Annotated in this window: 24 protein-coding genes; 6 read left to right on the top strand and 18 right to left on the bottom strand. The window is 62.7% G+C overall.

Annotated elements, in window-relative coordinates; all coding sequences use genetic code 11:
* Positions 1 to 2: 2 nt before the first annotated feature.
* The 3 genes from hydA to DBIPINDM_RS31500 all read right to left on the bottom strand — a co-directional run bounded on the left by hydA (position 3) and on the right by DBIPINDM_RS31500 (position 4,165).
* A complete protein-coding gene (hydA, locus tag DBIPINDM_RS31510; protein WP_258582864.1) occupies positions 3 to 1,454 on the bottom strand; it encodes a dihydropyrimidinase in 1,452 nt (483 codons plus the stop codon).
* A gap of 65 nt (positions 1,455 to 1,519) precedes the next feature.
* Positions 1,520 to 2,770, bottom strand: a complete 1,251-nt coding sequence (locus tag DBIPINDM_RS31505; protein ID WP_258582863.1) for a Zn-dependent hydrolase — start codon at positions 2,768 to 2,770, stop codon at positions 1,520 to 1,522.
* A gap of 66 nt (positions 2,771 to 2,836) precedes the next feature.
* The gene (locus tag DBIPINDM_RS31500) at positions 2,837 to 4,165 is read right to left on the bottom strand and encodes an aspartate aminotransferase family protein (protein ID WP_258582862.1); all 1,329 of its coding nucleotides are present in this window, start codon (positions 4,163 to 4,165) and stop codon (positions 2,837 to 2,839) included.
* Between the two features lie 227 nt (positions 4,166 to 4,392).
* On the opposite strand from DBIPINDM_RS31500, the gene DBIPINDM_RS31495 reads away from it, so the two are divergent.
* The gene (locus DBIPINDM_RS31495) at positions 4,393 to 5,028 is read left to right on the top strand and encodes a TetR family transcriptional regulator C-terminal domain-containing protein (protein WP_027051045.1); all 636 of its coding nucleotides are present in this window, start codon (positions 4,393 to 4,395) and stop codon (positions 5,026 to 5,028) included.
* A 213-nt stretch (positions 5,029 to 5,241) separates the two neighbouring features.
* Here the strand turns inward: DBIPINDM_RS31495 and DBIPINDM_RS31490 are convergent, their stop codons facing one another.
* Positions 5,242 to 6,114, bottom strand: coding sequence for a helix-turn-helix transcriptional regulator (locus DBIPINDM_RS31490; RefSeq protein WP_258582861.1), 873 nt, complete (start codon positions 6,112 to 6,114; stop codon positions 5,242 to 5,244).
* Between the two features lie 104 nt (positions 6,115 to 6,218).
* On the opposite strand from DBIPINDM_RS31490, the gene DBIPINDM_RS31485 reads away from it, so the two are divergent.
* Together DBIPINDM_RS31485 and DBIPINDM_RS31480 are read left to right on the top strand one after the other, a co-directional pair.
* Positions 6,219 to 7,058, top strand: coding sequence for an SDR family oxidoreductase (locus DBIPINDM_RS31485; protein ID WP_258582860.1), 840 nt, complete (start codon positions 6,219 to 6,221; stop codon positions 7,056 to 7,058).
* Positions 7,055 to 7,777 (top strand): SDR family oxidoreductase, encoded by a 723-nt coding sequence (locus tag DBIPINDM_RS31480; RefSeq protein ID WP_258582859.1) that lies wholly within the window; start codon positions 7,055 to 7,057, stop codon positions 7,775 to 7,777. Before DBIPINDM_RS31485 ends, DBIPINDM_RS31480 begins: the two co-directional genes overlap by 4 nt.
* A 9-nt stretch (positions 7,778 to 7,786) precedes the next feature.
* Here the strand turns inward: DBIPINDM_RS31480 and DBIPINDM_RS31475 are convergent, their stop codons facing one another.
* The 7 genes from DBIPINDM_RS31475 to DBIPINDM_RS31445 form a co-directional block, all read right to left on the bottom strand.
* Positions 7,787 to 8,164 (bottom strand): DoxX family protein, encoded by a 378-nt coding sequence (locus tag DBIPINDM_RS31475; protein WP_258582858.1) that lies wholly within the window; start codon positions 8,162 to 8,164, stop codon positions 7,787 to 7,789.
* A gap of 68 nt (positions 8,165 to 8,232) precedes the next feature.
* The gene (locus tag DBIPINDM_RS31470; protein ID WP_258582857.1) at positions 8,233 to 8,691 is read right to left on the bottom strand and encodes a carboxymuconolactone decarboxylase family protein; all 459 of its coding nucleotides are present in this window, start codon (positions 8,689 to 8,691) and stop codon (positions 8,233 to 8,235) included.
* A 12-nt stretch (positions 8,692 to 8,703) separates the two neighbouring features.
* Positions 8,704 to 9,234, bottom strand: a complete 531-nt coding sequence (locus DBIPINDM_RS31465) for an RrF2 family transcriptional regulator (RefSeq protein ID WP_258582856.1) — start codon at positions 9,232 to 9,234, stop codon at positions 8,704 to 8,706.
* 339 nt (positions 9,235 to 9,573) lie between these two features.
* Positions 9,574 to 10,887 (bottom strand): NAD-dependent dihydropyrimidine dehydrogenase subunit PreA, encoded by a 1,314-nt coding sequence (gene preA / locus DBIPINDM_RS31460; protein ID WP_258582855.1) that lies wholly within the window; start codon positions 10,885 to 10,887, stop codon positions 9,574 to 9,576.
* A 12-nt stretch (positions 10,888 to 10,899) separates the two neighbouring features.
* Entirely contained in the window at positions 10,900 to 11,742 is an 843-nt protein-coding gene (locus DBIPINDM_RS31455; RefSeq protein WP_258582854.1) for a class I SAM-dependent methyltransferase, read from the bottom strand.
* 5 nt (positions 11,743 to 11,747) lie between these two features.
* Complete coding sequence (locus DBIPINDM_RS31450) at positions 11,748 to 13,103, bottom strand: NAD(P)-dependent oxidoreductase (RefSeq protein WP_258582853.1); 1,356 nt, start codon at positions 13,101 to 13,103, stop codon at positions 11,748 to 11,750.
* Positions 13,104 to 13,224: 121 nt separating this feature from the next.
* Positions 13,225 to 13,959: a gamma-glutamylcyclotransferase gene (locus DBIPINDM_RS31445; protein ID WP_258582852.1), complete on the bottom strand. Its 735-nt coding sequence runs from the start codon at positions 13,957 to 13,959 to the stop codon at positions 13,225 to 13,227.
* Positions 13,960 to 14,131: 172 nt separating this feature from the next.
* Between DBIPINDM_RS31445 and DBIPINDM_RS31440 the strand changes: the two genes are divergently transcribed.
* Positions 14,132 to 14,908 (top strand): VOC family protein, encoded by a 777-nt coding sequence (locus tag DBIPINDM_RS31440; protein WP_258582851.1) that lies wholly within the window; start codon positions 14,132 to 14,134, stop codon positions 14,906 to 14,908.
* A 192-nt stretch (positions 14,909 to 15,100) separates the two neighbouring features.
* Here the strand turns inward: DBIPINDM_RS31440 and DBIPINDM_RS31435 are convergent, their stop codons facing one another.
* Entirely contained in the window at positions 15,101 to 15,589 is a 489-nt protein-coding gene (locus tag DBIPINDM_RS31435; RefSeq protein WP_258582850.1) for a hypothetical protein, read from the bottom strand.
* 200 nt (positions 15,590 to 15,789) lie between these two features.
* On the opposite strand from DBIPINDM_RS31435, the gene DBIPINDM_RS31430 reads away from it, so the two are divergent.
* Complete coding sequence (locus DBIPINDM_RS31430) at positions 15,790 to 16,182, top strand: DoxX family protein (RefSeq protein ID WP_258582849.1); 393 nt, start codon at positions 15,790 to 15,792, stop codon at positions 16,180 to 16,182.
* Between the two features lie 70 nt (positions 16,183 to 16,252).
* Here the strand turns inward: DBIPINDM_RS31430 and DBIPINDM_RS31425 are convergent, their stop codons facing one another.
* The 3 genes from DBIPINDM_RS31425 to DBIPINDM_RS31415 form a co-directional block, all read right to left on the bottom strand.
* Positions 16,253 to 17,245, bottom strand: a complete 993-nt coding sequence (locus DBIPINDM_RS31425; RefSeq protein ID WP_258582848.1) for a DUF2806 domain-containing protein — start codon at positions 17,243 to 17,245, stop codon at positions 16,253 to 16,255.
* A 173-nt stretch (positions 17,246 to 17,418) separates the two neighbouring features.
* Entirely contained in the window at positions 17,419 to 19,845 is a 2,427-nt protein-coding gene (locus DBIPINDM_RS31420; RefSeq protein ID WP_258582847.1) for a GcvT family protein, read from the bottom strand.
* Between the two features lie 57 nt (positions 19,846 to 19,902).
* Positions 19,903 to 21,441: a trimethylamine methyltransferase family protein gene (locus tag DBIPINDM_RS31415; protein ID WP_258582846.1), complete on the bottom strand. Its 1,539-nt coding sequence runs from the start codon at positions 21,439 to 21,441 to the stop codon at positions 19,903 to 19,905.
* A 217-nt stretch (positions 21,442 to 21,658) separates the two neighbouring features.
* Here DBIPINDM_RS31415 and DBIPINDM_RS31410 point away from each other — a divergent pair, with 217 nt between their 5' ends.
* Positions 21,659 to 22,249 (top strand): transglycosylase SLT domain-containing protein, encoded by a 591-nt coding sequence (locus DBIPINDM_RS31410; protein ID WP_258582845.1) that lies wholly within the window; start codon positions 21,659 to 21,661, stop codon positions 22,247 to 22,249.
* A gap of 81 nt (positions 22,250 to 22,330) precedes the next feature.
* Here DBIPINDM_RS31410 and DBIPINDM_RS31405 read toward each other — a convergent pair whose 3' ends face one another.
* The 3 genes from DBIPINDM_RS31405 to DBIPINDM_RS31395 all read right to left on the bottom strand — a co-directional run bounded on the left by DBIPINDM_RS31405 (position 22,331) and on the right by DBIPINDM_RS31395 (position 25,334).
* The gene (locus tag DBIPINDM_RS31405; protein WP_258582844.1) at positions 22,331 to 22,768 is read right to left on the bottom strand and encodes a TA system VapC family ribonuclease toxin; all 438 of its coding nucleotides are present in this window, start codon (positions 22,766 to 22,768) and stop codon (positions 22,331 to 22,333) included.
* Complete coding sequence (locus tag DBIPINDM_RS31400; protein ID WP_258582843.1) at positions 22,765 to 22,992, bottom strand: CopG family transcriptional regulator; 228 nt, start codon at positions 22,990 to 22,992, stop codon at positions 22,765 to 22,767. The genes DBIPINDM_RS31405 and DBIPINDM_RS31400 overlap by 4 nt, the downstream gene beginning before the upstream one ends.
* A 155-nt stretch (positions 22,993 to 23,147) precedes the next feature.
* Positions 23,148 to 25,334, bottom strand: a complete 2,187-nt coding sequence (locus DBIPINDM_RS31395) for an ABC transporter ATP-binding protein (protein ID WP_258582842.1) — start codon at positions 25,332 to 25,334, stop codon at positions 23,148 to 23,150.

Raw genomic sequence — 25,334 nt, 5'->3', positions numbered from 1 at the left:
GCTCAGACCCCGGTCGCCGGAATGCCTGACCGTTCGACCTTGCGCGGCGCGGTGATGTCTTTCCACGTCGACAGCGCCCGGTTGACCGCCGCGTTCGGCTCGCGGCCGACGAACTGGCCGTGGCCGGGCTTGGCCTTCACCTCGGCCTCCTCGATCGACAGTTCGCCACGCGAAAACACGAAGCGCGGCAGGCCGGTCACCTCGACGCCTTCGAAGACATTGTAGTCGATGACCGACTGCTGCTTTTTCGAGGTGATGGTTTTCTTGGCGCTGGGATCCCAGACGACGATGTCGGCGTCGGCGCCTTCGACGATGGCGCCCTTTTTCGGATACATGTTGAGGATCTTGGCGATGTTGGTCGAGGTCACCGCGACGAACTCGTTCATCGTCAGCCGCCCGGTATTGACGCCCGTGGTCCACAGCACCGGCATACGGTCTTCGAGCCCGCCGGTGCCGTTGGGGATCTTGGTGAAGTCGCCGATCCCGTTGCGTTTCTGCTTGGTTGTGAAGGCGCAATGGTCGGTCGCGACAACCTGCAGCGATCCGGCCTGCAGGCCGGCCCATAGCGAATCCTGATGCAGTTTGTTGCGGAAGGGCGGGCTCATCACGCGGCGCGCCGCATGGTCCCAGTCCTTGTTGAAATATTCGCTTTCATCGAGCGTCAAATGCTGGACCAGCGGCTCGCCGAAGACGCGCATGCCCTTCTGCCGTGCCCGGCGGATGGCCTCGTGTGCCTGTTCGCAGGAGACATGGACGACATAGAGCGGCACACCGGCCATGTCGGCGATCATGATGGCGCGGTTGGTTGCCTCGCCTTCCACTTCCGGTGGACGCGAATAGGCGTGGCCTTCGGGGCCGTTGTTGCCCGCGGCGAGCAGTTTCTGCGACAGGGCCGCAACCACGTCGCCATTTTCGGCATGCACCAGCGGCAGTGCGCCAAGGTCGGCGCAGCGCTGGAACGACGCGTACATCTCGTCGTCATCCACCATCAGCGCGCCCTTGTAGGCCATGAAGTGTTTGAACGAGGTGATGCCCTTGTCGACGACTGTGGCCATCTCGTCGAACACCTGCTTGCCCCACCAGGTGATGGCCATGTGGAAGGAATAATCGCAGGCAGCCTTGGAGGTCTTGTTGTCCCACATCTGCAAAGCTTCGAGCAGCGATTGCTGCGGCGCCGGCAGGCAGAAATCGACCACCATCGTGGTGCCGCCGGCAAGCGCGGCGCGCGTGCCGGATTCGAAATCGTCAGCCGAATAGGTGCCCATGAACGGCATTTCGAGATGGGTGTGCGGGTCGATGCCGCCCGGCATGACATAGCAGCCGGTGGCGTCGTACTCGTGGTCGCCATGCAGGTCCGAACCGATGGCGACGATCTTGCCGTGGCTGGACAGCACATCGGCCTTCCACGTGCGGTCGGCGGTAACGACGGTGCCGTTCTTGATGACTTTGGTCATTTTCTTGTTCCCTTGTTCTCTTCGCGCTTCTTTACGAGCGGCGTTTGGAAGGTAAATCTCTAAGCTCACTCCACGATGACAGCCGTCTCCACCACCGCGTGGAACAGCACGTCGGCGCCCGCCGAGGCCCATTCCTTGGTGATCTCTTCAGCCTCGTTGTGTGACAACCCGTCAACGCAAGGGCACATCACCATGGCGGTCGGCGCCACGCGGTTGATCCAGCAGGCGTCATGGCCAGCACCCGAGACGATGTTGCGGTGCGTATAGCCGAGGCGGTCGGCGGCATCGCGGATCGCCTTCACGCAACCGGCATCGAAGGTCACCGGGTCGAACGCGCCGACCTGTTCGACCTTGTACTGGATGTCGAGCGCCTCGCAGATCGTGTCGATGCCTTCGCGAATGCGGCCGTCCATCGCGTCCAGCACTTCCTTTTCCGGCGAGCGGATGTCGATGGTGAACACGGTGCGCCCGGCGATGATGTTGCGCGAGTTGGGAAACACCTCCATGTGGCCGACCGCACCGACGGCGTCGGGCTGGTAGTCCATGGCGATCTCGTGCACCAGCTCGATCACCCGCGCCATGCCGAGCCCTGCATTGCGGCGCTTGGGCATCGGCGTCGAGCCGGTATGGGCTTCCTTGCCGGTCAGCGTCACCTGCAGCCATTTCAGGCCCTGGCCATGGGTGACGACGCCGATGTCGATGCCTTCGTCCTCGAGGATCGGCCCCTGCTCGATATGCAGTTCGAAGAAGGCGTGGATCTTGCGGTCGCCGACCTTCTCGGTGCCCCTCCAGCCGATGCGCTCCAGCTCTTCGCCGAATTTCTTGCCCTGCTTGTCGGTATGTTCGTAGACATCGGCCTGGTCGAGCACGCCGGCGAACACGCCGGACGCCATCATCGCCGGGGCAAAGCGCGAGCCTTCCTCGTTGGTCCAGTTGGTGACAACGATCGGATGCTTGGTCTTGATGCCGAGATCGTTCAGCGAGCGCACGACTTCCAGCCCGCCAAGCACGCCGAGCACGCCATCATACTTGCCGCCGGTCGGCTGCGTATCGAGATGGCTGCCGACATAGACCGGCGGCAGGCTGGGATCGGTGCCTTCGCGGCGGGCAAACATGGTGCCCATCTCGTCCACGCCCATTTCGAGCCCGGCTGCCTCGCACCAGCGCTTGAACAGATGCCGGCCCTCGCCGTCCTCATCGGTCACGGTCTGGCGATTGTTGCCGCCGGCAATGCCGGGGCCGATCTTCGCCATCTCCATGATGGAATCCCACAAACGGTCTGAATTGATTCGCAGATTCTCGCCGGGTGCGGCCATTCAACATCCTCTCACTCATGACATCGGCCGGGGGGGGGTTCCCGCCGCCCGGCCGATGGAAACAGATTAGTCTATCGACCGCAGCACTTCACGCACATGGTCGATCAGTTCGTTGATCTGGCCCTTGGTGATGATCAGCGGCGGCGACAGCGCGATGATGTCGCCGGTGGTGCGGATCAGCGCGCCGCGCTCGAACGCCTTGACGAAGGCCGAGAAGGCCCGCTTGGTCGGGCTGCCGGCGATCGGCGCCAGTTCGATCGCGCCGATCAGGCCGATGTTCCTGATATCGATGACATGCGGCTCGCCCTTCAGCGAATGCAGCGCATCTTCCCAATAGGGCGCCAGTTCCTCGCCACGCGTCAGCAGGCCCTCTTCCTTGTAGGTGTCGAGCGTGCCGAGTGCGGCGGCACAGGCAATCGGATTGCCCGAATAGGTGTAGCCGTGGAAGAACTCGATCATGTGCTCCGGGCCGGTCATGAAGGCGTCGTGGATTTCCTTCTTCACGAACACCGCACCCATCGGGATGACGCCGTTGGAGACGCCCTTGGCGGTGGTCATGATGTCGGGCGTGACGCCGAAATAGTCGGCGGCGAACGGCGCGCCGAGACGGCCGAAACCGGTGATGACCTCGTCGAAGATCAGCAGGATGCCGTGCTTGGTGCAGATTTCGCGCAGCTTCTGCAGATAGCCCTTGGGCGGCAGGATGACGCCGGTGGAGCCGGCGACCGGCTCGACGATGACGGCGGCGATGGTCGAGGCGTCATGCAGGGCAACGATGCGCTCCAGCTCGTTGGCAAGCTCGGCGCCATATTCCGGCACGCCCTTGGAGAAGGCGTTCTTCTCCGGCAGATGCGTGTGCGGCATGTGGTCGACGCCGCCGAGCAGCGTGCCGAACATCTTGCGGTTGGAGACGATGCCGCCGACCGAGATGCCGCCGAAATTGACGCCGTGATAGCCGCGCTCGCGGCCGATGAGGCGGGTGCGCGAGCCCTCGCCCTTCACCCGGTGATAGGCGATCGCCATCTTCAGCGCGGTCTCGACCGATTCCGAACCGGAATTGGTGAAGAAGACATGGTCCATGCCCTTGGGCGCCAGGTCGACCAGGCGGTTCGCCAGTTCGAACACGATGGGATGGCCCATCTGGAAGGCCGGCGCGTAGTCGAGTTCGGCGGCCTGATGCTGGATCGCCTCGGTGATCTTCGGCCGGCAGTGGCCGGCATTGACGCACCACAGACCGGCGGTGCCGTCGAGCACCTTGCGGCCATCGCTGGTCGTGTAGTGCATGTCCTTGGCGGACACGAACATGCGTGGCGCCTGCTTGAATTGCCGGTTTGCCGTGAACGGCATCCAGAATGCGCTGAGATCGTTCGGCGTGACTTTCAGCCGGTTGGACATGACCAAGACTTCCCCTTGTAACCTGTTTCGGTGCGTCCAACGCTTGGTCTTTGCGCCGTTTTCATGCTACGCAAATTTTTGACCGATTGGACAAACGTTAGCACCGCCCTGTCGGCGGTCAAGGGATTACTAGCGGAAATGCGGCTCCTGAAGTGCGTTCCACAGCCTAGGGAAAAACTGGTCCAGAGAATTGGTCCAGATGACCGCCAACATGAGGGTGCGCAACGGTGAACACCGGCACGGAAGCCCCTCGCCGCACACGCATCCAGCAGGAAAAGCGCGAACTCATCCTGGAGGCAGCGCTCGAGGTGTTCTCGACCAACGGTTTTCGCGGCTCGACCATCGACCAGATCGCCGAAGCGGCCGGCATGTCGAAGCCGAACCTGCTCTATTACTTCCGCCGCAAGGAGGACATTCACGAGACATTGATGCAGCGCCTGCTCGACACCTGGCTGGCGCCGTTGCGCGAGCTCGACGACATCGGCGATCCGATGACCGAACTCAGGAGCTACATCAGGCGCAAGCTCGAAATGGCGCGCGACTTCCCGCGCGAGAGCCGCCTGTTCGCCAACGAGATCCTGCAAGGCGCGCCGCGCATCATGCCGCTGCTGGCCGGCGAACTGAAAACGCTGGTCGACGAGAAAGCCGCCGTCATCAAGGGCTGGATGCGCGCCGGCAAGATCGCCAGGACCGACCCCTGGCACCTGATCTTCTCGATCTGGGCAACGACGCAGCATTATGCCGATTTCGACGTCCAGGTCCGCGCCGTGCTGGGACCGAACCGTGGCGGCGACGGCCGCTTCGAAGATGCGGCGAGATTCCTGGAGCAATTGTTTCTGGATGGGCTGAAGCCGAAGGGGTAAATGGTTTCGTCATTCTAGGGCGAAGCAAGGAGCGAAGCGACGCGGCGCAGACCCTAGAATCCATGCCGCGACTTCAACGCGCCGCAACGGTACAAATTCTGCTCCGTAGCACTCTTCGGCAAACGTCCCGGCATGGATCCTCGGGTCTCCGCGTCCGCTTCGCTCCCGCTCCGCCCGTGGATGACGACGTTGAGGGGCTGCCGCCAGCCAATCTCAGGCGCTGCGCCGCTCCGCCGGCAGCGCGTCCAGCAGCGTCCGCAGCTTGGCGATCGAGTTCTGCTCGGCGAGCGGCGTGTAGACGATCAGCTTCATGTCCGAGCCATCATCGATCGACAGGCTCATATGCTCGAAAACCATCGCGCCGGCGATCGGGTGGCGCAGATGCTTCATGCCGGACAGGCGGTGCACGACATCACGTTGCGGCCACCATTCCCGGAATTCGGGACTGGAGCGCATCATCAATGCAATCAGCCGCTCGAAATCCGGATCGCCGACATACTTTGCGCTCTCGGCGCGGAACGCGGCAAGGGTTGCACGCGCCAGCTGCTCCCAGTCGACCAGCAAATGCCGCCGGTGCGGATCGGTGAACACGCCGTGAATGATGTTGCGGGCGTCACCCTCCAGCTGGCCATAGTCGCCGAAAATGGCAACGGCGCCGGCATTCCATGCCAGCACGTCCCAGCGCGGGCCGACGACATAGGCGGGCTGCAGGACAAGGCTTTGCAACATATGCAGCAAGGGGCCTTCGACCTTTCCTGCCGCGATTCGGCGGCGCTCCGGCTGCTGGCGGCCGGCAAGCGTGAAAAGATGCCGCTTCTCGGCGGCGTCGAGCCGCAGCGCCCCGCACAGCGCTGTCAGCACCTCCACGGAAGGGCGCACGTCCCTGCCCTGTTCCAGCCAGGTGTACCAGGTGGTGCCGACGCCGGCGATCATCGCCACCTCTTCGCGGCGCAGGCCCGGCGTACGGCGCCTGAGGCCGGTCGCGATGCCGGTTGCCGAGGGTGTCAGCCTTTCGCGGCGCGAACGCAGGAAAGCGCCGAGCTCGCGCCGGCGGCTGTCTTCAGCGGAGTGAGTGGGAGCATCCATGATGCCTATTATAGCAGTACTGATACCAGGATAAAGTTTGAACTGTTTGAGATCAGCCGGATGCCCCATCTTGCGTCCAGAGCGACATACAGGAGGCTCTGGACATGGACCTGAAAGACAAGACAATCCTCATCACCGGCTCGACCGACGGCGTCGGTCGCGTCGTGGCACAAAGGCTGGGTGCCGCCGGCGCCCGCGTGCTGGTGCACGGTCGCGATGCGGCGCGCGGCAAGGCAGCGGTTGCCGAAATCGAAGCCGCTGGCGGCAAGGCCGAGTTCTTCGCCGCCGACCTCGCCTCGCTGGCCGAAGTTCGCCGCCTCGCCGAAGCTGTCCGCGCCAGGACGAACCGGCTCGACATCCTCATCAACAATGCCGGCATCGGTACGGCAGGCGCCAAACGACAGATCAGCGCCGACGGCTACGAACTGCGCTTCGCGGTCAACTATCTCGCCGGTTTCCTGCTGACCGCGGAGCTTCTGCCGCTGCTGAAGGCCAGCGTGCCGGCGCGCATCGTCAATGTCGCCTCGGCCGGCCAGCAGGCGATCGATTTCGGCGATGTCATGCTGACCCATGGCTATAGCGGCGTGCGCGCCTACTGCCAGAGCAAGCTGGCGCAGATCCTGTTCACCGTCGATCTGGCGGAACAGTTGAAAGGCACCGGGGTCACCGTCAATGCGCTGCATCCGGCGAGCTACATGGACACGACCATGGTCCGGCAGGCAGGCGTGACGCCATGGAGTTCGGTGGAGACCGGCGCCGATGCCATCGTCAATCTCGCCACCTCACCCGCGCTCGAAGGACGCGCTGGCCTCTATTTCGACGGCCTGCGCGAATCTCGCGCCGACGCCCAGGCCTACGACGCCAGGGCAAGACAGCAATTGCGAAGCCTGAGCCTCGACCTTGTCGGCCCGGCCTCCTCAAAATCGAAGGAACAACACTCATGACCGACAGAACCGAACACACAGTCATCATCGGCGGCTCGTCCGGCATCGGCCTGGCGACCGCGCGCAAGCTGATTGGTCCCGGCATGAAGGTGACGATCACCGGGCGCAACCAGGACAAGCTCAACAGCGCCTGGAAGAGCCTTGGCGGTGCTGCCGACAAGGTGGCGTTCGATGCGTCCAAGCCGGATGAGGTCCGTCAGTTCTTCGAGCGCCTCGGCCCGTTCGACCACCTCGTTCTGGCGGCGAGCGGCGGCAAGGGCCTTGGCCCCTTCGCGACGCTCGACCTTGCCGACATCGGCAGCGGCGTCGAGGAGAAGGTGCGGCCGCAACTGTCCTGCCTGCAGGCGGCATTGCCGACGCTCAACAGATCGGGATCGGTCACCTTCATATCGGCGGTGTCGGCTCAGGTCACCATGCCCGGCGTCGCCGGCATCGGTGCCGTCAACGGTATGCTGCTGACCGTGACACCGATCCTGGCTGTCGAGCTGAAGCCGCTGCGCGTCAACGTCGTGGCGCCCGGCGTCATCGACACGCCGTGGTGGGATTTTTTGCCCGACGAACAGCGGCAGGCGGTCTTTGCCGAATATGCCGGCAAGACGCCTGTGGGCAGGATCGGCCGCGCCGAGGACGTCGCCTCGGCGATAGCCTTCCTTGTTTCCAACGGTTTCATGACTGGCCAGGTGCTGACCTGCGATGGCGGCTTGCGATTTGCCGCGTGACTCCGCCCTTCAGAGCGACTGCGCGATCAGCGTCAGGAACCCTCCGCTCAGCGCGACATTGCCGACGAAGCCGTTGATGCGCGCGGCGCGGTCTGGGCCCTGATGGTCCCAGAAATTGTGGAACATCGGCGTGGCGACGATCAGGAACAGCACCAGCACCGCACAGGCGATCGCGGTCCACAGGCCGGCCATCACCAGGGCGCCGGCAATAACCTGCAGCACGATGCCGGCCCACAGCGCCAGCCGCGCCTGCGGCACGCCGCGCGCGGCCATCAGCCCGGTCAGGAAAGCCGCGTTCTGGATGTTGCGCAGGCCGGCGAAGACGAAGGCGGCGCCAAGCAACAGGCGGCCGAGAAACAATAAACTCGAAGGCAAATCGACAGGCATCAAACGCTCCCTTTGAAAACAGTTGGAGCGCCGCCTCCCCGACGGCGCTCCCAAACACATCAGGACAATCAGGCCGCCTTGGCGGCCGGCATCGGATGAATGGCGTGGAACGGAATGCACAGCCGGTTCCAGGTGTTGATCATGCCGAGCGCGACGGACAGCTTGACCAGTTCCTCTTCCGAGAAATGCTCCAGCGTGCGCGCATAAAGCTCATCCGACACGCCATTGTTGGCGATCAGCGTCACGGCTTCCGTCCAGGCGAAGGCGGCGCGCTCACGCGCGGAAAACAGCGGCGATTCCTTCCAGGCCGCGACGAGATAGAGCCGCTGCTCGGTTTCACCATCGCGCCGCGCCTCGCGGCTGTGCATCTCGACGCAGAAGGAACAGCCATTGATCTGCGAAGCCCTGAGCTTGATCAGGTGCAGCAGGCTGACCTCGAGCCCGCATTCGTCGACCGCCTTGTTGAGCGCCGACACCGCCTTCATGATCTCGGGCGCCTTGGCGTAAAATTGCATCCTCTGTTTCATCTTGATGTCCTTTCACATCTGCTTTGGGGTTTGCGGGGTTGAACTGGGTTTCTGTGGCCGCTGGTGGCGCGCCACGAAGGCGCAGCTCGCGGCAAAGGATCTCGGATCGCCCTCTGCCGCGTAATCCGCCACGATGTCGGACAGCTTTGTTTCGGCGAGCGCCGCCCGATAGGCGCGCTCGGCTTTCAGCATCGCGGCATTGATGCCGCAGGGTTTGACATAGGCGGATGCATCGAGCTTGACCGGGCCGTTGCGGCGGATCTCGCCGCAACGAAATGCCGGCTCGCGCCCTTCGACCGCCAGCACGATGTCGAGCAGCGTGATGCGTTCGGCCGGCCTCGCCAGCCTATAGCCACCCGCCGGCCCCGGCACCGATTCCAGGATGCGCGCGGCGGTCAGCATGTTGAGATGCTTCAGGAGATAGCTCGGCGACAGGCCGAACGCCTCTGCCAGGGCCGCACCTGGCATGGTGCTGTTGCCCTCGACGCTCGCCAGCGTGGCCGCGCAATGGATCGCCGCTTCAACGCCCTCGCCCAGCTTCATGGGACCGATCTCCTATCCATGGATATCTTTTATCGTGGATATTTTTTATCTGCAATAGGGAAATGGAGGTGTCCCGATATTCGTGATGGCTTCACAGGACTTGGGTTCCTCGCACCCCGCGAAGCGGGGGAGAGGTGGCCCGGCGAAGCCGGGACGGAGAGGGGGACGACCTCTACGAAGTCAGAACCGGTGAAGAATGAGACGCGAGCAGATAGGCAGGCGATCAGGAGCCTTGGGCAGTTCCCAGTCGTCCCGAAGGCCCCTCTCCGTCCCGGCTTCGCCGGGCCACCTCTCCCCACTTCGTGGGGCGAGGAACCCAAATTCTGCGAACGAAAACCCCTACTCCGCCGCCACCTTGGCCATCGGGTTGTTCGGGTGCGTCGTCCAGTTGGCGTAGATCGGCGACACCGGCTTGCCGGTGCGCTGGTCCATCACGCCGACCGCCAGCGGCTCCATGGTGATGCAGTTCTCGACCGGGCAGACATTGACGCACAGATTGCAGCCGACGCATTCGGCCTCGATCACCTCGAAATGCCTGAGGCCGTCGACCATGCTGGTGATCGCCTGATGCGAGGTGTCCTCGCAGGCGATGTGGCAGCGGCCGCATTTGATACAGGCGTCCTGGTCGATACGCGCCTTGGCGACATAGTTGAGGTTGAGATACTGCCAGTCGGTGACATTGGGCGTGGCGCGGCCGACAATGTCGTCGAGCGAGCGGTGGCCCTTCTCGTCCATCCAGTTTTCGAGACCGGCGATCATCTCCTGCACGATCTTGAAGCCATAGGTCATCGCCGCCGTGCACACCTGCACATTGCCGGCGCCGAGCGCCATGAATTCGGCGGCGTCACGCCAGGTGGTGATGCCGCCAATGCCGGAGATCGGCAGCCCATGCGTTTCCGGATCGCGCGCGATCTCGGCCACCATATTCATGGCGATCGGCTTCACCGCAGGGCCGCAATAGCCGCCATGCGAGCCCTTGCCGTCGATGGTCGGCTGCGGCGCGAAGGAGTCGAGGTCGACACCAGTGATCGAGTTGATGGTGTTGATCAGCGACACCGCGTCGGTGCCGCCGGCGAGCGCGGCCCGCGCCGGCTTGCGCACATCGGTGATGTTGGGTGTCAGCTTGGTGATGACAGGCATGCGGGTGTTGGCCTTGCACCAGCGCACCACCATTTCGATATATTCCGGCACCTGGCCGACGGCAGCACCCATGCCGCGCTCCGACATGCCGTGCGGGCAGCCGAAATTGAGCTCGATGCCGTCAGCTTCCGTCTCCTCGACCACCGGCAGGATCGCCTTCCAGCTCTCCTCGACGCAGGGCACCATCAGTGAGACGACGATGGCGCGGTCGGGCCAGTCCTTCTTGACCTGCTTGATTTCGCGCAGATTGACCTGCAGGTCGCGGTCGGTAATCAGTTCGATGTTGTTGAGGCCGAGCAGGCGCCGGTCGGCGCCCCAGATCGCGCCGTAGCGCGGACCGTTGACGTTGACCACCGGCGGCCCTTCCTCACCCAGCGTCTTCCAGACCACGCCACCCCACCCTGCCTTGAAGGCGCGGATGACGTTGTAGGCCTTGTCGGTCGGCGGCGCCGAAGCCAGCCAGAACGGATTGGGCGATTTGATGCCGACGAAATTGTTGCGGATGTCAGCCATGACAGGTCCCTTTCAGCCGAGACGAAGGATCAATTCGACGGGTGCGAGAATGCCGCCTTCAAGCGCGGCAGTGATATTGGCGATCTTGGTGCGGGCGCTCTCGCCCATGATCAGGCCGACGCCGGGCAGCGGTTTTTTGCCCTCTGCTTGCGCGGCGGCCATCCTGGCACGCACCGTGGCAAAGAATTCGATGGCAAAGGCGCCACGCTGTCGCTCGGCGGCCACCGAGAACCCCGAAGCCGTCGCCGCCGAGCGATAGTCGTCTGGCGTGACGACGAAGGACATGGTCTCGTTGGAGGCCCATGGCAGCGGATAGGTCAGCACACCGGCCTTCAGCCGCATCACGTCGTACACAGCAAAGACGCCGCCCGGCTTGAGGACGCGCGCAGCCTCGCTCATCAGCTTCGGCTTGTCGGGAAGATTCATGCCGACATGCAGGATCATTGCCGCGTCGAAGCTGGCGTTTTGGAACGGCATGTCCAGCGCGCTGCCCTGCACGAAGCGCGTCTTGTCGGCCATTCCCGTGCGCTTCGACAGGCTGGTCGCGATGTCGACATAGCTTTGCGTGAGATCGATGCCGGTGACATCGGCGCCGGCATTGTTGGCGACAAAGCGGGCTGGGCCACCCACGCCGGAACCAATGTCGAGCAGCCTGGCTCCCGGCTTCAAACCCATCTGCTCAAGGAGTTCCCGCGTGGCGGCGACACCGCCAATGTGGAATTCGTCGACCGCTTCGAGATCGCCGGCACGCAGATGGGCAATGTCCACGCCCGTATCGGCGAGCGCGGCAAGAATGCGCTGCTCGAGACCCGCTATGTCGTAGTGACGGGCGATGCCCGGTTCCACCGCGCTCATGACCCTTATCCCTGCGTCAGACTCCTGGTTATGCTCTCCGCCGCATCGCGCCCCTGCGCCACGGCCGAGACGGTCAGGTCGTCGCCGCCGAAGATGCAGTCGCCGCCGGCCCAGACTTTCGCCAGCGAAGTGCGGCCTTCCGCATCGACCTTGATGCGGCCGGCTTCGAGATCGATCGAGGCCCCGCTACCATTGAGAGCGGCAGGCACAAAACTCTGGCCGATCGCCTTGAATACCTGGTCGGCAACCAGCGTCAGCGTCTCGCCGGTGCCGGCGAGTTTGTCGCCCTTCAATGCCGTGTATTCGAGTTCGATGCCCGACACCTTGCCGCCGTCGGCGATAACGCGCTTCGGCTGCAGCCAGTGGCGGATGGTGACGCCGTTGGCGGCGGCCAGGTCCTGCTCGAACCCGGAGGCGTTCATGTGCTCCTGGCCGCGCCGGTAGCAGATCGTCACCTCCTCGGCGCCGAGCAGTTTCGACTGCACGGCGGCGTCGATCGCCGTCATGCCGCCGCCGATGACGACGACGCGGCGGCCGACAGGCAGGCCCGAGAGATCGCTGGCCTGGCGCAACTCGGCGATGAACTCCACCGCATTGGTGACACCGGCGGCATCCTCGCCATCGGCGCGCAGCGCATTGACGCCGCCAAGCCCCATGCCGAGGAACACCGCGTCGTAATTGCGGATCAGGTCGGAGAGCTGGTAGTCGCGGCCGAGCGCCTTGCCGTTCTGGATGTCGATGCCGCCGATCGCGGTGACGTAGTCGACCTCGGCCTGGGCGAAATTGTCGACGCTCTTATAGGCGGCGATGCCGTATTCGTTGAGGCCGCCGGCCTTCGGCCGCGCTTCCAGTATGGTCACGTCATGGCCATGACGGGCGAGCCGGTGCGCGGCGGCAAGGCCGGCCGGACCGGCACCGACCACGGCAACCGTCTTGCCGGTCGGCTCTGGGCGCGGATAGAACTGCTTGTTCTCGGCCATCGCGACATCGGTGGCGTAGCGCTGCAGGCGGCCGATCTGCACCGGCTTACCTTCCGCCACCTCGCGCACGCAGACCTCTTCGCACAGCGTCTCGGTCGGGCAGACGCGGGCGCACATGCCGCCAAGGATATTCTGGTCGAAGATGGTCTTGGCCGAGCCGATCGGATTGCCGGTCGAGATCTGGCGGATGAACAGCGGAATGTCGATCGAGGTCGGGCATGCGTTCATGCATGGCGCGTCGTAGCAGAAATAGCAGCGGTCGGATTCGACCAGCGCCTCGTGATGATCGAGCGGCGGATGCAGGTCGGAAAAATTGTCCGCGTACTGGTCGGGCGCAAGCCGGCCGCCGACGATACCTTCCTTGAACTGGCCTTCTGGCATTGTCAGTTCCCCATGTTTTCGTTTTGGGGAAGGCTAGCACGTTTTATTTTTTTATCAATTGGTCAATTTTCGGCGCAAGCCTCTGAAAAGGCTGAATAAAAACATGATTTTTTCACTCATGTTATGCGGTGATCGACTGCTCTTGCCCGGGCGGGTAGTCCTCATCGACCGGCCGGCCATGGATGGCCCGGACCTCATCCGCCACCAGTTGCTGCAGCCGCCACAGATTGCGGTCATGGATGCCGAACGCTTCGAGGTGGCTGACGGTGTTGTAGAGATATTCCGCGCCGGAGCCGATATGGCCACAGGCCCTGGCCAAGACGCGCGCCACCTTCTCCAGCGGCTGGTTCGGCGACGTCCCCCTGCCCTTCACGCCAACCCAGAAGCCCAGCGCCCGCAGCGCCCCTTGCGCCGTATGCACGGGCAGCCACCGGACCGAGCTGATGCTCTCATGGTCGCTGATCTCGCGCCGCAGCAGCCTTTCGATCTGCGCCGGTTTTTCGCCGTCCGGCAAGCGGTAGATCACGCCGTTGCACCGCCCGCCGCGTTCGAGCGCCATCATCAGCCCCGGCTGCTCGGCACTGCCGCGCCAACGCACCATGTCGAGATAGAACGATCGGTGCCAGCCATAGGCAGTGGCAAGCTGCTGCTCGACCGACTCGAATTCCGGCTTCCAGATCAGCGAGCCATAAGCGAACACCCAGAGCGGCCCTGCGTCGGCTTCGCCGGATAGCCGCAAGGCAAGGGCTTGGAAATCCGCGTCGCTCAACTGCGTCCAGTTCGGGTCGGGCCCGGGATCGGCCTCTTGCCGATGGCACAGTGCGACAAGCTCAGGCGTGAGCGACATAAGGCGCATGAAAACGACAACCCTCTTACCGCAGAGAAATCGAAAAAAGCCGGGCATGCAATCGGGGAACGCATGTCACAGGCCGACATTATTGTTCGGGCGGTTGTCGGATTTCCATCGCCAGGATCGTCCTGGGATGGATCGCACGACGATCGATACCTGAACGGTGAGGAGACCGACAATGCCAAAATCCCCGATGCCCTTCTTCTGGTACGAGTTGATGACATCAGACCTCGACGCCGCCGAGACGTTCTATACCAAGGTGGTCGGCTGGAAAGCCGAACCCTTCGACAAGGCGCCCGGCATGCCGCGCTACATCGTGGTGAATTCCGCCGAGCGTGGCGTCGGCGGCCTGATGACGATGCCGGAGGATGCAGCCAAGATGGGCATGCCGCCTGCCTGGGTCGGCTATATCCACACGAGCGATGTCGATACTTCGACCGTATCGCTCAAGAAAGCTGGTGGTGCCGTCCACCGCCAGCCTGACGACATTCCGGGCGTCGGCCGCTTTGCCGTCGTGGCGGATCCGCAAGGCGCGACCTTCATGTTCCTGCAGCCCAATCTCCCCGACCAGCCTGTCCTTCCCGCGACGACACCGGGCCATATCGGCTGGCACGAGCTCTACACCAGCGATTGGAAGGCCGCGTTCGACTTTTATTCCGGCCAGTTCGGCTGGGCCAATGCCGGCGACTTCGACATGGGCCCGATGGGCATCTACCAGACATTTACGGCCGGCCCCGAATCCGGCGGCGGCATCATGAACAAGCCCGAACAGATTCCAGTGCCGGTCTGGCAGTTCTATTTCAACGTCACCGGCATCGACGCCGCCGCAAAACGCGTCACCGACAATGGCGGCAAGATCCTGATGGGGCCGATGGAGGTCCCCGGCGGCAGCTGGATCGTGCAGTGCCAGGATCCGCAAGGCGCGCATTTCGCGCTGATGGCGCCGGTGCGGTAGGCGCGGATCAGCAACGCGTCATTGGCGAAAGCCGATCGGACAGCCGATCTCCCCCCTCGTGGGGGTTGAGGAATGGTCCGCGAAGCGGATGGAAAGCCAACTGCTTGGCTTTCCAAATGACGAACGTCCGGCAGGCCAGAGGGGGCGCTGTCCCGCTGACCTCAAGCTCGCTGACCTCAAGCTCCCCAGGGATCACTCCGGCGTCAGCACCGCGACCTTCAGTTCAGCCTTTTTCGCGCCGCTGAACTGGACGGTGGCCGGGCCGGCCGCAAGCTTGAAGCGCACGCTCTTGCGGATGCCGGGGCAGGTTTTCACGCCGCTATAGCCGGCCGACTTGATGGCCTTGCCGTCCTGGATAACATCGATCCAGGCCTCGCCTGACAGGCTTATCTGAATGGCGCCTTCGGCCGGCACCTCCACGCTGGCGACGGCACCGAACGTGCCCTCTGCCGGGGCGTGCTCGGGCGGCAGCGTAAAACCGGCTTTCTCCGCCGGGACCAGTGCCAGATCCGCGGCGGCACCCACCGCCAGCGCTGCTCCAGACGTCGTCGCCGGCGCCGCGGCAAACAGCGCCTGTTCCCGCGTCACCGGCCATTTGAAGGCCTCGCAACCGGCGTCCTCGGCCATGGCGAAGCTGGTGCCTGCAAGGATTGCGAATAGGCTGATGGTGACTTTTTTCATGGCAAGAACCCACAGGTTTAGAGTGTCGATACTAATACAACCATAGCGATACGAATGCAACCCAGACGAGAACAATATCAAAGGTCATACTGGGAAACATTTCCAATCACCGATTGTTGATAGCACGCCATGGGAAGTGAATGGTCCAGCGCCGGGCGATAATTTATGGCCGGGCCGGGAGGGTGAAAATGGAGTTTTAGATGAAGCTTTTTGAAGGCCTTGCCAGATACCAGCCGCAGGCGCTCGGCGTGCTGCGCATCATGACCGCGCTGCAGTTCATCGAGCATGGCAGCCAGAAACTGTTCAACTTCCCCGTCAGCGCCGAGCCTCATGCCCTCACCGGGCTGACGACGACCGCCGGCATCCTCGAATTCGCCGGCGGCATTCTCTTGGCTCTTGGCCTGTTCACGCGCCCGGTTGCGTTCCTCCTGGCCGGTGAAATGGCGATCGCCTATTTCATGGCGCACATGCCGCGCGACTTCTTCCCGGCCAACAATGGCGGCGACGCGGCGATCTCCTTCTGCTTCATCTTCCTCTATCTGGTCTTCGCCGGCGCCGGCGCTTTTGCGCTGGACAACCGCAGCAATGGGTGATGCTGAACCGGTCTACAACCGAGACGGGAGCCATGCCCCTATCTGAATGCTCGAAAAGATGATTCACTTTCTAACCGTCGGCCTCCGGATCCCCATGCAGCACTTCATTGTGCCCATCGGGGCCCAAGAGACGAACCCATTTGCAAGCTGTAGCAACGTGTCTGGCCAGTAGCTCTGCCGTTGTTCGATGGTCTGGAGGCTGAAGTGCAGCAAGCTCCATCCCTGTGTGAGTGAGATTGAAACCACGAATCGAGATCTTCAAACCCGGGCTCTGCTGCATTTGCAATACAAATGGTCCAACCTCAAGCTTGACCAGAACGCCTGCTGGCGCTTGAAAGGTCATGGTGACCCCAAGAGAGCCGGTCATTTCAATTAGCCCGGCGTTGTCCAAGAGGTCAAATCCAGGCAGGTCTCCCTGCGGGATGCGCAGAGAGCCCGGTTTTGTCTCGACTCTTGGGTCTACCAGAAACCTTGGCGGTAGCCGGCGTTGTATGGCGCCAGCGAAGACCTCAGCAGTGTCCTTGTCCAATTCGGATGCGATTCTAAGCGTCCTTCGCGAAAACGCACCTGGTTGGCGGACTTCTCCGGCTAAGATTCTTCCCCACCACATCCTCATGCTTTCGCTAGATGCTTTTTCAGCATAGCTGCCCCAGAGGTTAAGCCAGTCTTCGTCGAGGTTTTCGCTGATGCCCTCAAGCTCCTCGTCCACTGGAGGAGGTAGGGAATTCAGATGATCACTCGCATGGGTGATCGACCCTTGGATGTTCTCGCGGGCTTTGAAAAGTCCTGGGAATTCCGACTTCAAATAATCCTCGACTAATGCTGGATCATTCTTGATGTGGTCAATTGCCATATCGGCAAGGGTATCGCGAAGCTTCTCCGCTCGTTTTCCTTTGGCTCTTTCGGATTCGATAAGCAACTCATCGGCAACGCCACGTTTTGTGACCTTATTTCCCAAGAAGTAGTCCACGGCAGAAACCAGCCGCGACCTAATCTTAGCCTTCAGGCCCTCTGGTGTAACGCCGACCTCGACCGACACTTCGTGCTTTTCATCGTCTGGCATTCTACGCCCCCTTTTTCGGCGAAACACAATCACGAAGCTGTTCATCCAACAAGTGGCTATGGTGTCAGCTCTGCGGCGTCTTTCGGGGGAAGCGGCTTCAGCTCTAACGGGATCGCCTAGCCGAGCGCTTCATCGGCCTCGCCGGCTGGGCAGTCGGCAAAGACAATGAGCCTTCACCCCCGCATCCGTTCGAAATTCGCATCGAACAGCGGCGCTGCCTGGATGCGCGCCGCGTGGCGCTTGCCCAGCAGTTCGATCTCGAAGCCGTCGCTCTCGTCGGCGATCTCCTTCGGGACATAACCGATGGCGACCGACTTTTTCGAGTGATGCGCGTAGCCCCCCGACGTCACCCAGCCGCGCACCGCGCCGCCGAACCAGATCGGCTCGTCGCCGATGACATCGGCATCGTCCGCATCGACGATGAAGCTGCGCAGCCGCAACTTGCCGCCTTGCTTGCGCTCGGCCAGTGCCGCCGCCTTGCCGATGAAGTCCGCCTCCTTGCCATAGGCGACGAAGCGGTCGAGCCCGGCTTCGAGCGGCCCGTAGATCGGCCGGTATTCGCGCCCCCATGAGCCGTAGTTCTTCTCCAGCCTGAGCGCATTGAGCGCCCGAGAGCCGAACAGGCCGATGCCGAACTCCCCACCCGCCGCCATCAGCGCATTGAACGCCGCGCGCTGATATTCCGGCGCCACCCAGATCTCGTAGCCGAGATCGCCGGTGTAGCTGACGCGGCCGACAAGGCACGGCGCCATGCCGATATCCATCTTCGCCACCGCCATAAACGGAAATACTGCGTTGGAGACATCCGCGCGGCTGACCTTGGCCAGCACCTCCCGCGCTTTCGGCCCGGCAATTGCAAGGCCGGTGAGTTTCGCCCCCAGCGCCTCGATGTGAACCGAGCCATCTCCAGGCAGATGCGCCTCGAACCAGCGCATGTGATATTGCTCGGCAATACCGGAGCCAGCGAGGAACCACCCGTCCGAGCCGAGATTGGCCAGCGTGAAATCGCCGATCAGCCTGCCATCGTCCTTGAGCATCGGCGCCAACGTCATGCGGCCGGGTTTCGGCAGCTTACAGGCGAGCATGCGGTCGAGCCAGGCAGCCGCCCCGTCGCCCCTCACCTTGTATTTGGCGAAGCTCGAAATCTCCGACAGGCCGACGCCACCGCGAACCGCCGCAACCTCCCTGGCGACATGGGAAAAATCGTTGGAACGCCGCCACGAGAACTCGTCCTTGATGCCTTCCGGCGCATACCAGAGCGGCACTTCCAGCCCATAGGCGACGCCAAACTGCGCGCCCTTGGCCGAAAGAAGATCGTAAACCGGGGTCGTCTTCAACGGCCGTCCGGCGGGCAGTTCCTCATTGGGGAAGCGGATCGAGAAGCGCCTTGAATAGTTCTCGCGCACCTTGGCATTGGTGTAGGCCATCGTCGCCCAGTCGCCATAGCGTGCCACATCCATGGCCCAGATGTCGGCGCCGGGATCACCCTCGATCATCCAGTTGGACAGCGCAAGACCAACCCCGCCGCCCTGCGAAAAACCGGCCATGACGCCGCAAGCGACCCAAAAACCCGGCAGGCCGCGCACCGGCCCGACCAGCGGGTTGCCATCCGGCGCGAAGGTGAAAGGCCCGTTGATGATCTGCTTGATGCCGGTCTTCTCAAAGGCCGGGAAATGCCGGAAGCCGACCTCCAGCGACGGCGCGATGCGGTCGATGTCAGGCTCGAGCAATTCATGGCCGAAATTCCATGGCGTCTGGTGTTCGGACCATGGCTTGTTGGCCTTCTCATAGGTGCCCATCAGCATGCCGCCGCGTTCCTGGCGCAGGTAAAGTTCGCCGTCGAAATCGACAGCGTGGATGATCTCCGTACCCGTCTTGGCGTTCCAGGCGGCGACTTCCGGCATGTCCTCGGTGATCAGGTACATGTGCTCCATGGCCAGCACCGGCAGTTCCAGCCCGACCATGCGGCCGACCTCGCGCGCCCACAGGCCGCCGGCATTGACGACATGCTCGGCCACCACCTCGCCCTTGTTGGTGATGACGCGCCACAGCCCGTCGGGCCGCCGCACGATGTCCTCGACCTTGGTGAAGCGCTCGACCTCGGCGCCGAGTTTCCGCGCCGCCTTGGCATAGGCATGGGTGACGCCAGAGGGATCGAGATGGCCGTCCTCCTTGTTGCGGACGGCGCCAACGAACTGCTTGGGGTCGAGCAGCGGCATCAGTTCGGCTGCTTCTTTCGGCGAGATCACTTCCAGCTCGATGCCGAGATAGCGGCCTTTGGCAACGACACCACGCAGCCAGTCCAGCCGCGCCTCGGTCGCGGCGAGCAGCACGCCGCCGGTCAGGTGCACGCCGGTCGCCTGGCCGGACAGCTCCTCGATCTCCTTGTAGAGGTTGATGGTGTATTTCTGCAGCTTGGCGACGTTGGGGTCGCCATTGATCGTGTGCATGCCGCCGGCAGCGTGCCAGGTCGAGCCTGAGGTCAGCTCATCACGCTCCAGCAGCACCACGTCGGTCCAGCCGTGGCGCGCGAGATGGAACAGCACCGAACACCCGACGACACCGCCGCCAATGACCACGACCTTTGCATGCGATTTCATGGATTTTTCTCTGATATCAATGAATTGGATGGGTGAGATGAATCAGGATGGGAGGCGTCACGGCTCGCCCTGCCCGATCGCTTCCTTGCGCCTGGCGACATAGGCTTCCAGCGCCTCGCGCACGGCAGGATCCATCACAGGCTCGACATAGTCTTCCAGTGCTTTCTTCCACAGCCGCGTCGCGCGCGCGGTTGCGTCGAGCCCGCCGGCTTCCTGCCAGGCTTCAAAATTCTGCCAGTTGGACAGGATCGGCTGGTAGAAGGCGGTGGCGTAACGCTCCAGCGTGTGCGGCTCGCCGAAGAAGTGCCCGCCCGTCGGCACCGCGCCCAGCGCCTCGACGGCGAGTTCAGCCTCATCGACCACGATCGGGCGCAAGAACTCCATCATGTGCTGGATCATCTCGACATCGATGATGAATTTTTCGAACGACGCCGTCAGCCCGCCCTCCTGCCAGCCGGCGGCATGATAGACGAGGTTGCCATGGCCGAGCACGGCGCCCCAAAGCGCCATCAGCGTTTCGTAAGCGCCTTGCGCGTCCGCCGCGTTGGAGGCCGAGCCGGGCGTCGTCCGGTAGGGCAGCCCGTAGCGCCGCGCCAATTGCCCCGAGGCGATATTGGCCTTGGTGTTCTCAGGCGTACCGAAGGCCGGCGCGCCCGATTTCATGTCGACATTGGAGGTGAAGGCGCCATACATCACTGGTGCGCCTGGCCGTACCAGCTGCGTCAGCACGACGCCGAACAGCGCCTCGGCATTCTGCTGCGCCAAAGCACCCGCCAGCGTCACCGGGCTCATCGCCCCCATCAGTGTGAACGGCGTCACCGCCACCGACTGGCCGAACTCGGCCATCGTCATCAGCCCCTCGGCCATCATCTCGTCGAAGCGGCGCGGCGAGTTGACCGAGATGATGGTGGCGATGCCGGGATCGTCGCGCAGCTGCTCCAGCGTCAGCCCGCGCGCGATCGCCATCATCTCGATGCCGTCCAGCGCCCTGCCCCGGCCAATCGCCGAGACATGAAAACTCTTGTCGGTCAGCGTCAGATTGGTGAAATAGGTGTCGAGATGGCGTGAGTTGGCCGGCAGCTCGACCGGCGCACAGACCTGGTTGCCAAGCATGTGGACGCAGTGGAAATGCTGCGCCAGCCGGGTGAGATCCGCATAGTCGCGCAAATTGCCGGCGCGGCGGCCACGCTCCATGTCGTGGACATTGGGCGGCCCGGCAACGAGCGTGAAATTGATGGTGTTGCCGCCGAGATGGATTGACTTGGCCGGGTTGCGTGGTGTCAGCGTGTAGTTGGACCGCGTCGTCTTCAGTGCCTCGTCGACCATGCCACGGTCGATGCGGACATTGGCCGAGGCGTGATCAACCGCAGCACCCGCCTTCTCGAACAGCGCCAGCGCCCGTGGGCTCATCACCTCGATGCCGAAATTCTCCAATATATGCATCGATGCCTGGTGGATCGCCTCGATCTGGTCTGGAGACAGCAACGCCATCGGCGGATAGGGATTCGTCACCCGCCTCTGCGGCAGCTGCGGGATGGGCGCTGGCCCCCGGTTGCTGGTGCGCTCGGCGCCGCGCTTGCGTCTTGGTTCGTTCATGCCAGGCATCAAAGCCTCGGCAAGCCAGATGAGCTGTCAGAAATACGCCATTTGCCGGCGCGATTTTAGCCAAGGCGGCATTTCTGCAATATCATTTTATAAAAGGCGACAAGAGGCGTCGGAATATCAATATGGCATTTTCCCAAGCGACCCGTGCCGACAAGCGTTAACGGAGGCAGCAAGATTCCTTTTATGATTTCGGCCTATTGCTCATCCAATGCGTAGGTCGAGTTTTAGTAAAATTGTAGCGGTTGGCGTTCTGCTGGCATTGTCGGCCTGCGCGACCGCGCCCAGCCACATCAACAATGTCTGTGCCGTCTTCGACCAGAATGACGGCTGGTTCGACAATTGGCAGTCGGCGGCCGAGCGGACCGAGCAGAAATATGGCGTCCCGGTGCCCGTGCTGATGGCGACGGTGCGTAAGGAATCAGGCTTCAAGAGCAACGCCCGGCCGCCGCGCACCAAGCTGCTCGGCTTCATTCCGTGGAAACACGTCTCGTCGGCCACCGGCTTCTCGCAGGCGCTGGACGGCACCTGGTCGCAATATCAGCGCGAAACCGGCAATTGGGCGGCGCGGCGCACGAAGTTCGCCGACGCCGTCGATTTCGTCGGCTGGTATCATTCCAAGACGGCTGACACATACGGTGTCGCTCGCAACGACACCTACAATCTCTACCTCGCCTACTATCTCGGCTGGACCGCCTATGGCCGCGGCAACCGTGGCGATGCCGGCGTGCAGGGTTACGCCCGGGCGACGGAGAAAATGGCGCGGGACTACGAGGCGCAGCTAAAGCAATGCGGCAACTGATTTTGCCGAGGCATTTCCCAGCCAAGTGAATCACCTGTCGGCGCGGAAAAGCGCCCTCGGGTCGGAATAGACCTCAGCGATTTATTCGCTCTGGATCAGATGGAGGATCGGCTTGCCTCCCTTTACCGCCGCCGTCGATAACTTTCGGTCAAAGGTCGCCAATTGGCCGCCACGCGCCTTGGCGAGCCCCAGTAGATAACTGTCCGTTACTTGCGCCGGCGTCAGGATCTTGGCTGCATCTATGTCGCTAGAACCGACGAGACTGATGTCGTCAGGCCAGAACTGATGTCCTGAAAGGGCATGCAATTTGCCGACAATCTGCGCAACGACGGCAGGCGAACCAGGAGAATTGGGGTACTTCGGATTGCTCAAAATTCTGATGACACCATTCTCGGTAATCGGACATGTAGCCCATGAAGAATGCCCAGTGGATTGGAACCACCGATGGCCATCTTCATGTGCGACATGAGCCGGATCAATCAACGCAATCAAGACATTGACGTCGAGCAGGAAGGTCACGGCAATTCGTCGCGAAGCGCATTGACCATTTCGAGATCGACCATCGGACCATCGGACCGCGAAGCAAGCAAGGGGATACCATTGCGTTCGCTGCCAGCCCGCGGCCTGCGCAGTGAATGGCGAGCCAGATCGGAAATGACCTCGCCAATGCTACGATCCTGCTGGCGCGCCATGGCCTTGGCGGCAAGGAGGACATCGTCGTCGATTGCAAGCGTCGTTCTCACAATACGTTTCCTTGTTACGCATCAAACATCACGCATCACATAAGGCAATGGACGGTGATATTCAAGCGAACGTAGCCTGTAATTCCTTGACAGGTATGAGACATGACAGCGCTGTGGAGGCAATGCGCCAGCGAACGACATTGCCTCTATGCTGATCAATTCGGCTTCTTGCCGCGCGGAGCCTTGGGCGTGGACGCTTTCGCCTCCGAAACATGCGGCGCATCGTCCGGCACGCCCTCATGGGCTGCATGTTCCTTGTCGAACTTGATCACCGGCTCCATCGTCGCCAGCACGTCGTCGGACAGCCAGCACAGGCTCATATGGCCATCGCCAAGGTTCTTGACCGGCGGCACCTTGGTCTCGCACAGATTGTCCGGCACCAGCTTCTTGTAGCCGCAGCGTGTCTGGAACGGGCAGCCGGACGGCGGGTTCATCGCCGAGGGAATGTCGCCTTCCAGCACGATGTGCTTCTTGACCACGCTGGTGTCGGCGATCGGGATCGCCGACAGCAGTGCCTCGGTATAGGGGTGATAGGGCGGCGCGAAGATCTGGTCGGTCGTGCCTTGCTCGACGATGTAGCCGAGATACATGACGACGACGCGGTCGGCGATATAGCGCACGACCGACAGATCGTGGCTGATGAACAGCATCGTCGTCTTGTTCTTGCGCTGGATGTCCATCAACAGTTCGGTCACCGCCGCCTGCACCGACACGTCGAGCGCCGAGACCGGCTCGTCCGCCACCACCACCTTGGCGTCGCCGGCAAAGGCGCGCGCCACGCCGATGCGCTGCTTCTGGCCGCCCGACAGCTGGCGCGGCTTGCGCGTCTCGAAGGCGCGCGGCAGCTTCACCAGGTCGAGCAGCTCCAGCATGCGCTTGCGCCGGTCGGCCACCGTCTTGCCGACATTGAATTTCTCCAGCGTGCGGATGATCTGCGAACCGACCGAATGGCTGGGGTTCAGCGTATCGAACGGGTTCTGGAACACCATCTGGATCGACGACACGGTTTCGACGCTGCGGCTCTCGATGCCGGTCGACTGGATTTCCTTGTTGCCCAGTGTCACCGTGCCGGCACTTGCCGTCTCCAGCCCGAGCAGCACCTTGGCCAGCGTCGACTTTCCGCAGCCGGACTCACCGACAATGGCTACGGTCTCGGATTCGCGCGCCATGAAGGAGATGGTCTCGTTGGCCTTGACGACGCGGCCCTCGCTCGAGCCGAACACTTCGTTGCCGCCGACCTTGTAGTATTTCCTCAGATCCTCGATCTTGAGCACCGGCGCGCCGGGCACGACGCGCTCATTGACCTTCTTGGCGCCGGGCGGCAGCGCCTCCCAGTCGATCTCGTTGAAGCGTACACAGCGCGAGAAATGGCCTTCGTGTCCCGCGACCTCGATCATCGGGATTTCGGCGGCGTTGCAGACACCCTCGACGAAATGGTGGCAGCGCGGACCGAAATTGCAACCCTTCGGCCGCTCATGCGGCAGCGGCAACTGTCCGGGAATGGAGATGAGCGGCCGCGAGTTCTTGTCGGCGCCCGGCAGCGGGATCGAACGGAACAGCCCTTGCGTATAGGGATGGCGCATCCGGTCGAACACGTCCTTGATCTTGCCGGTCTCCACCGCCTCACCCGAATACATCACCGTGATGCGGTCGCAGGTCTCGAGGATGAGGCCGAGATTGTGCGACACGAAGATCATCGAGGTGCCGAACTTCTCACCCAGTCCCTTGACCAGCTCGACGATGCCCGCTTCCACCGTCACGTCGAGCGCCGTCGTCGGCTCGTCGAGCAGAAGCAGTGCCGGCTTTGACAGCAGCGCCATGGCGATGACGATGCGCTGCTGCTGGCCACCGGAGAGCTGGTGCGGATAGGAGCGCATCATGCGCTCAGGGTCCGGAAGCTTGACCGCGCGAACCATTTCGAGGGAGCGTTTGTAGGCCTCTTCCTTCGACACCTTGTCGTGGATCAGCGGCACTTCCATCAATTGCTGGCCGACCTTCATCGCCGGATTGAGGCTTGCCATCGGCTCCTGGTAGATCATGGCGATCTTGTTGCCGCGGATGGCGCGCAGCTCCTCGTCGGAGAGCTCGCCCATGTCCTTGCCCTGGAACTTGATCCTGCCGCCGACGATCTTTCCGATGTTGGAGAGGTCACGCATGATGCCGAGTGATACGGTCGACTTGCCGCAGCCGGATTCGCCGACGATGCCCATCGCCTCACCCGGCATGACCGTGCAGGAAAAATCCATGACCGCCGGTATCTCGCCCTTGCGGGTGAAGAAGGAGATCGACAGGTTCTCGATCTCGATGATCGGCTCTGCGGGATTTCGAACTGCCTCGTTCAT

The organism is Mesorhizobium sp. AR02, from assembly GCF_024746835.1.
In the GTDB taxonomy this organism is placed as follows: domain Bacteria; phylum Pseudomonadota; class Alphaproteobacteria; order Rhizobiales; family Rhizobiaceae; genus Mesorhizobium.
Note: the sequence above shows the minus strand (reverse complement) of the source record. Positions and strands in the feature narration are given on the sequence as shown.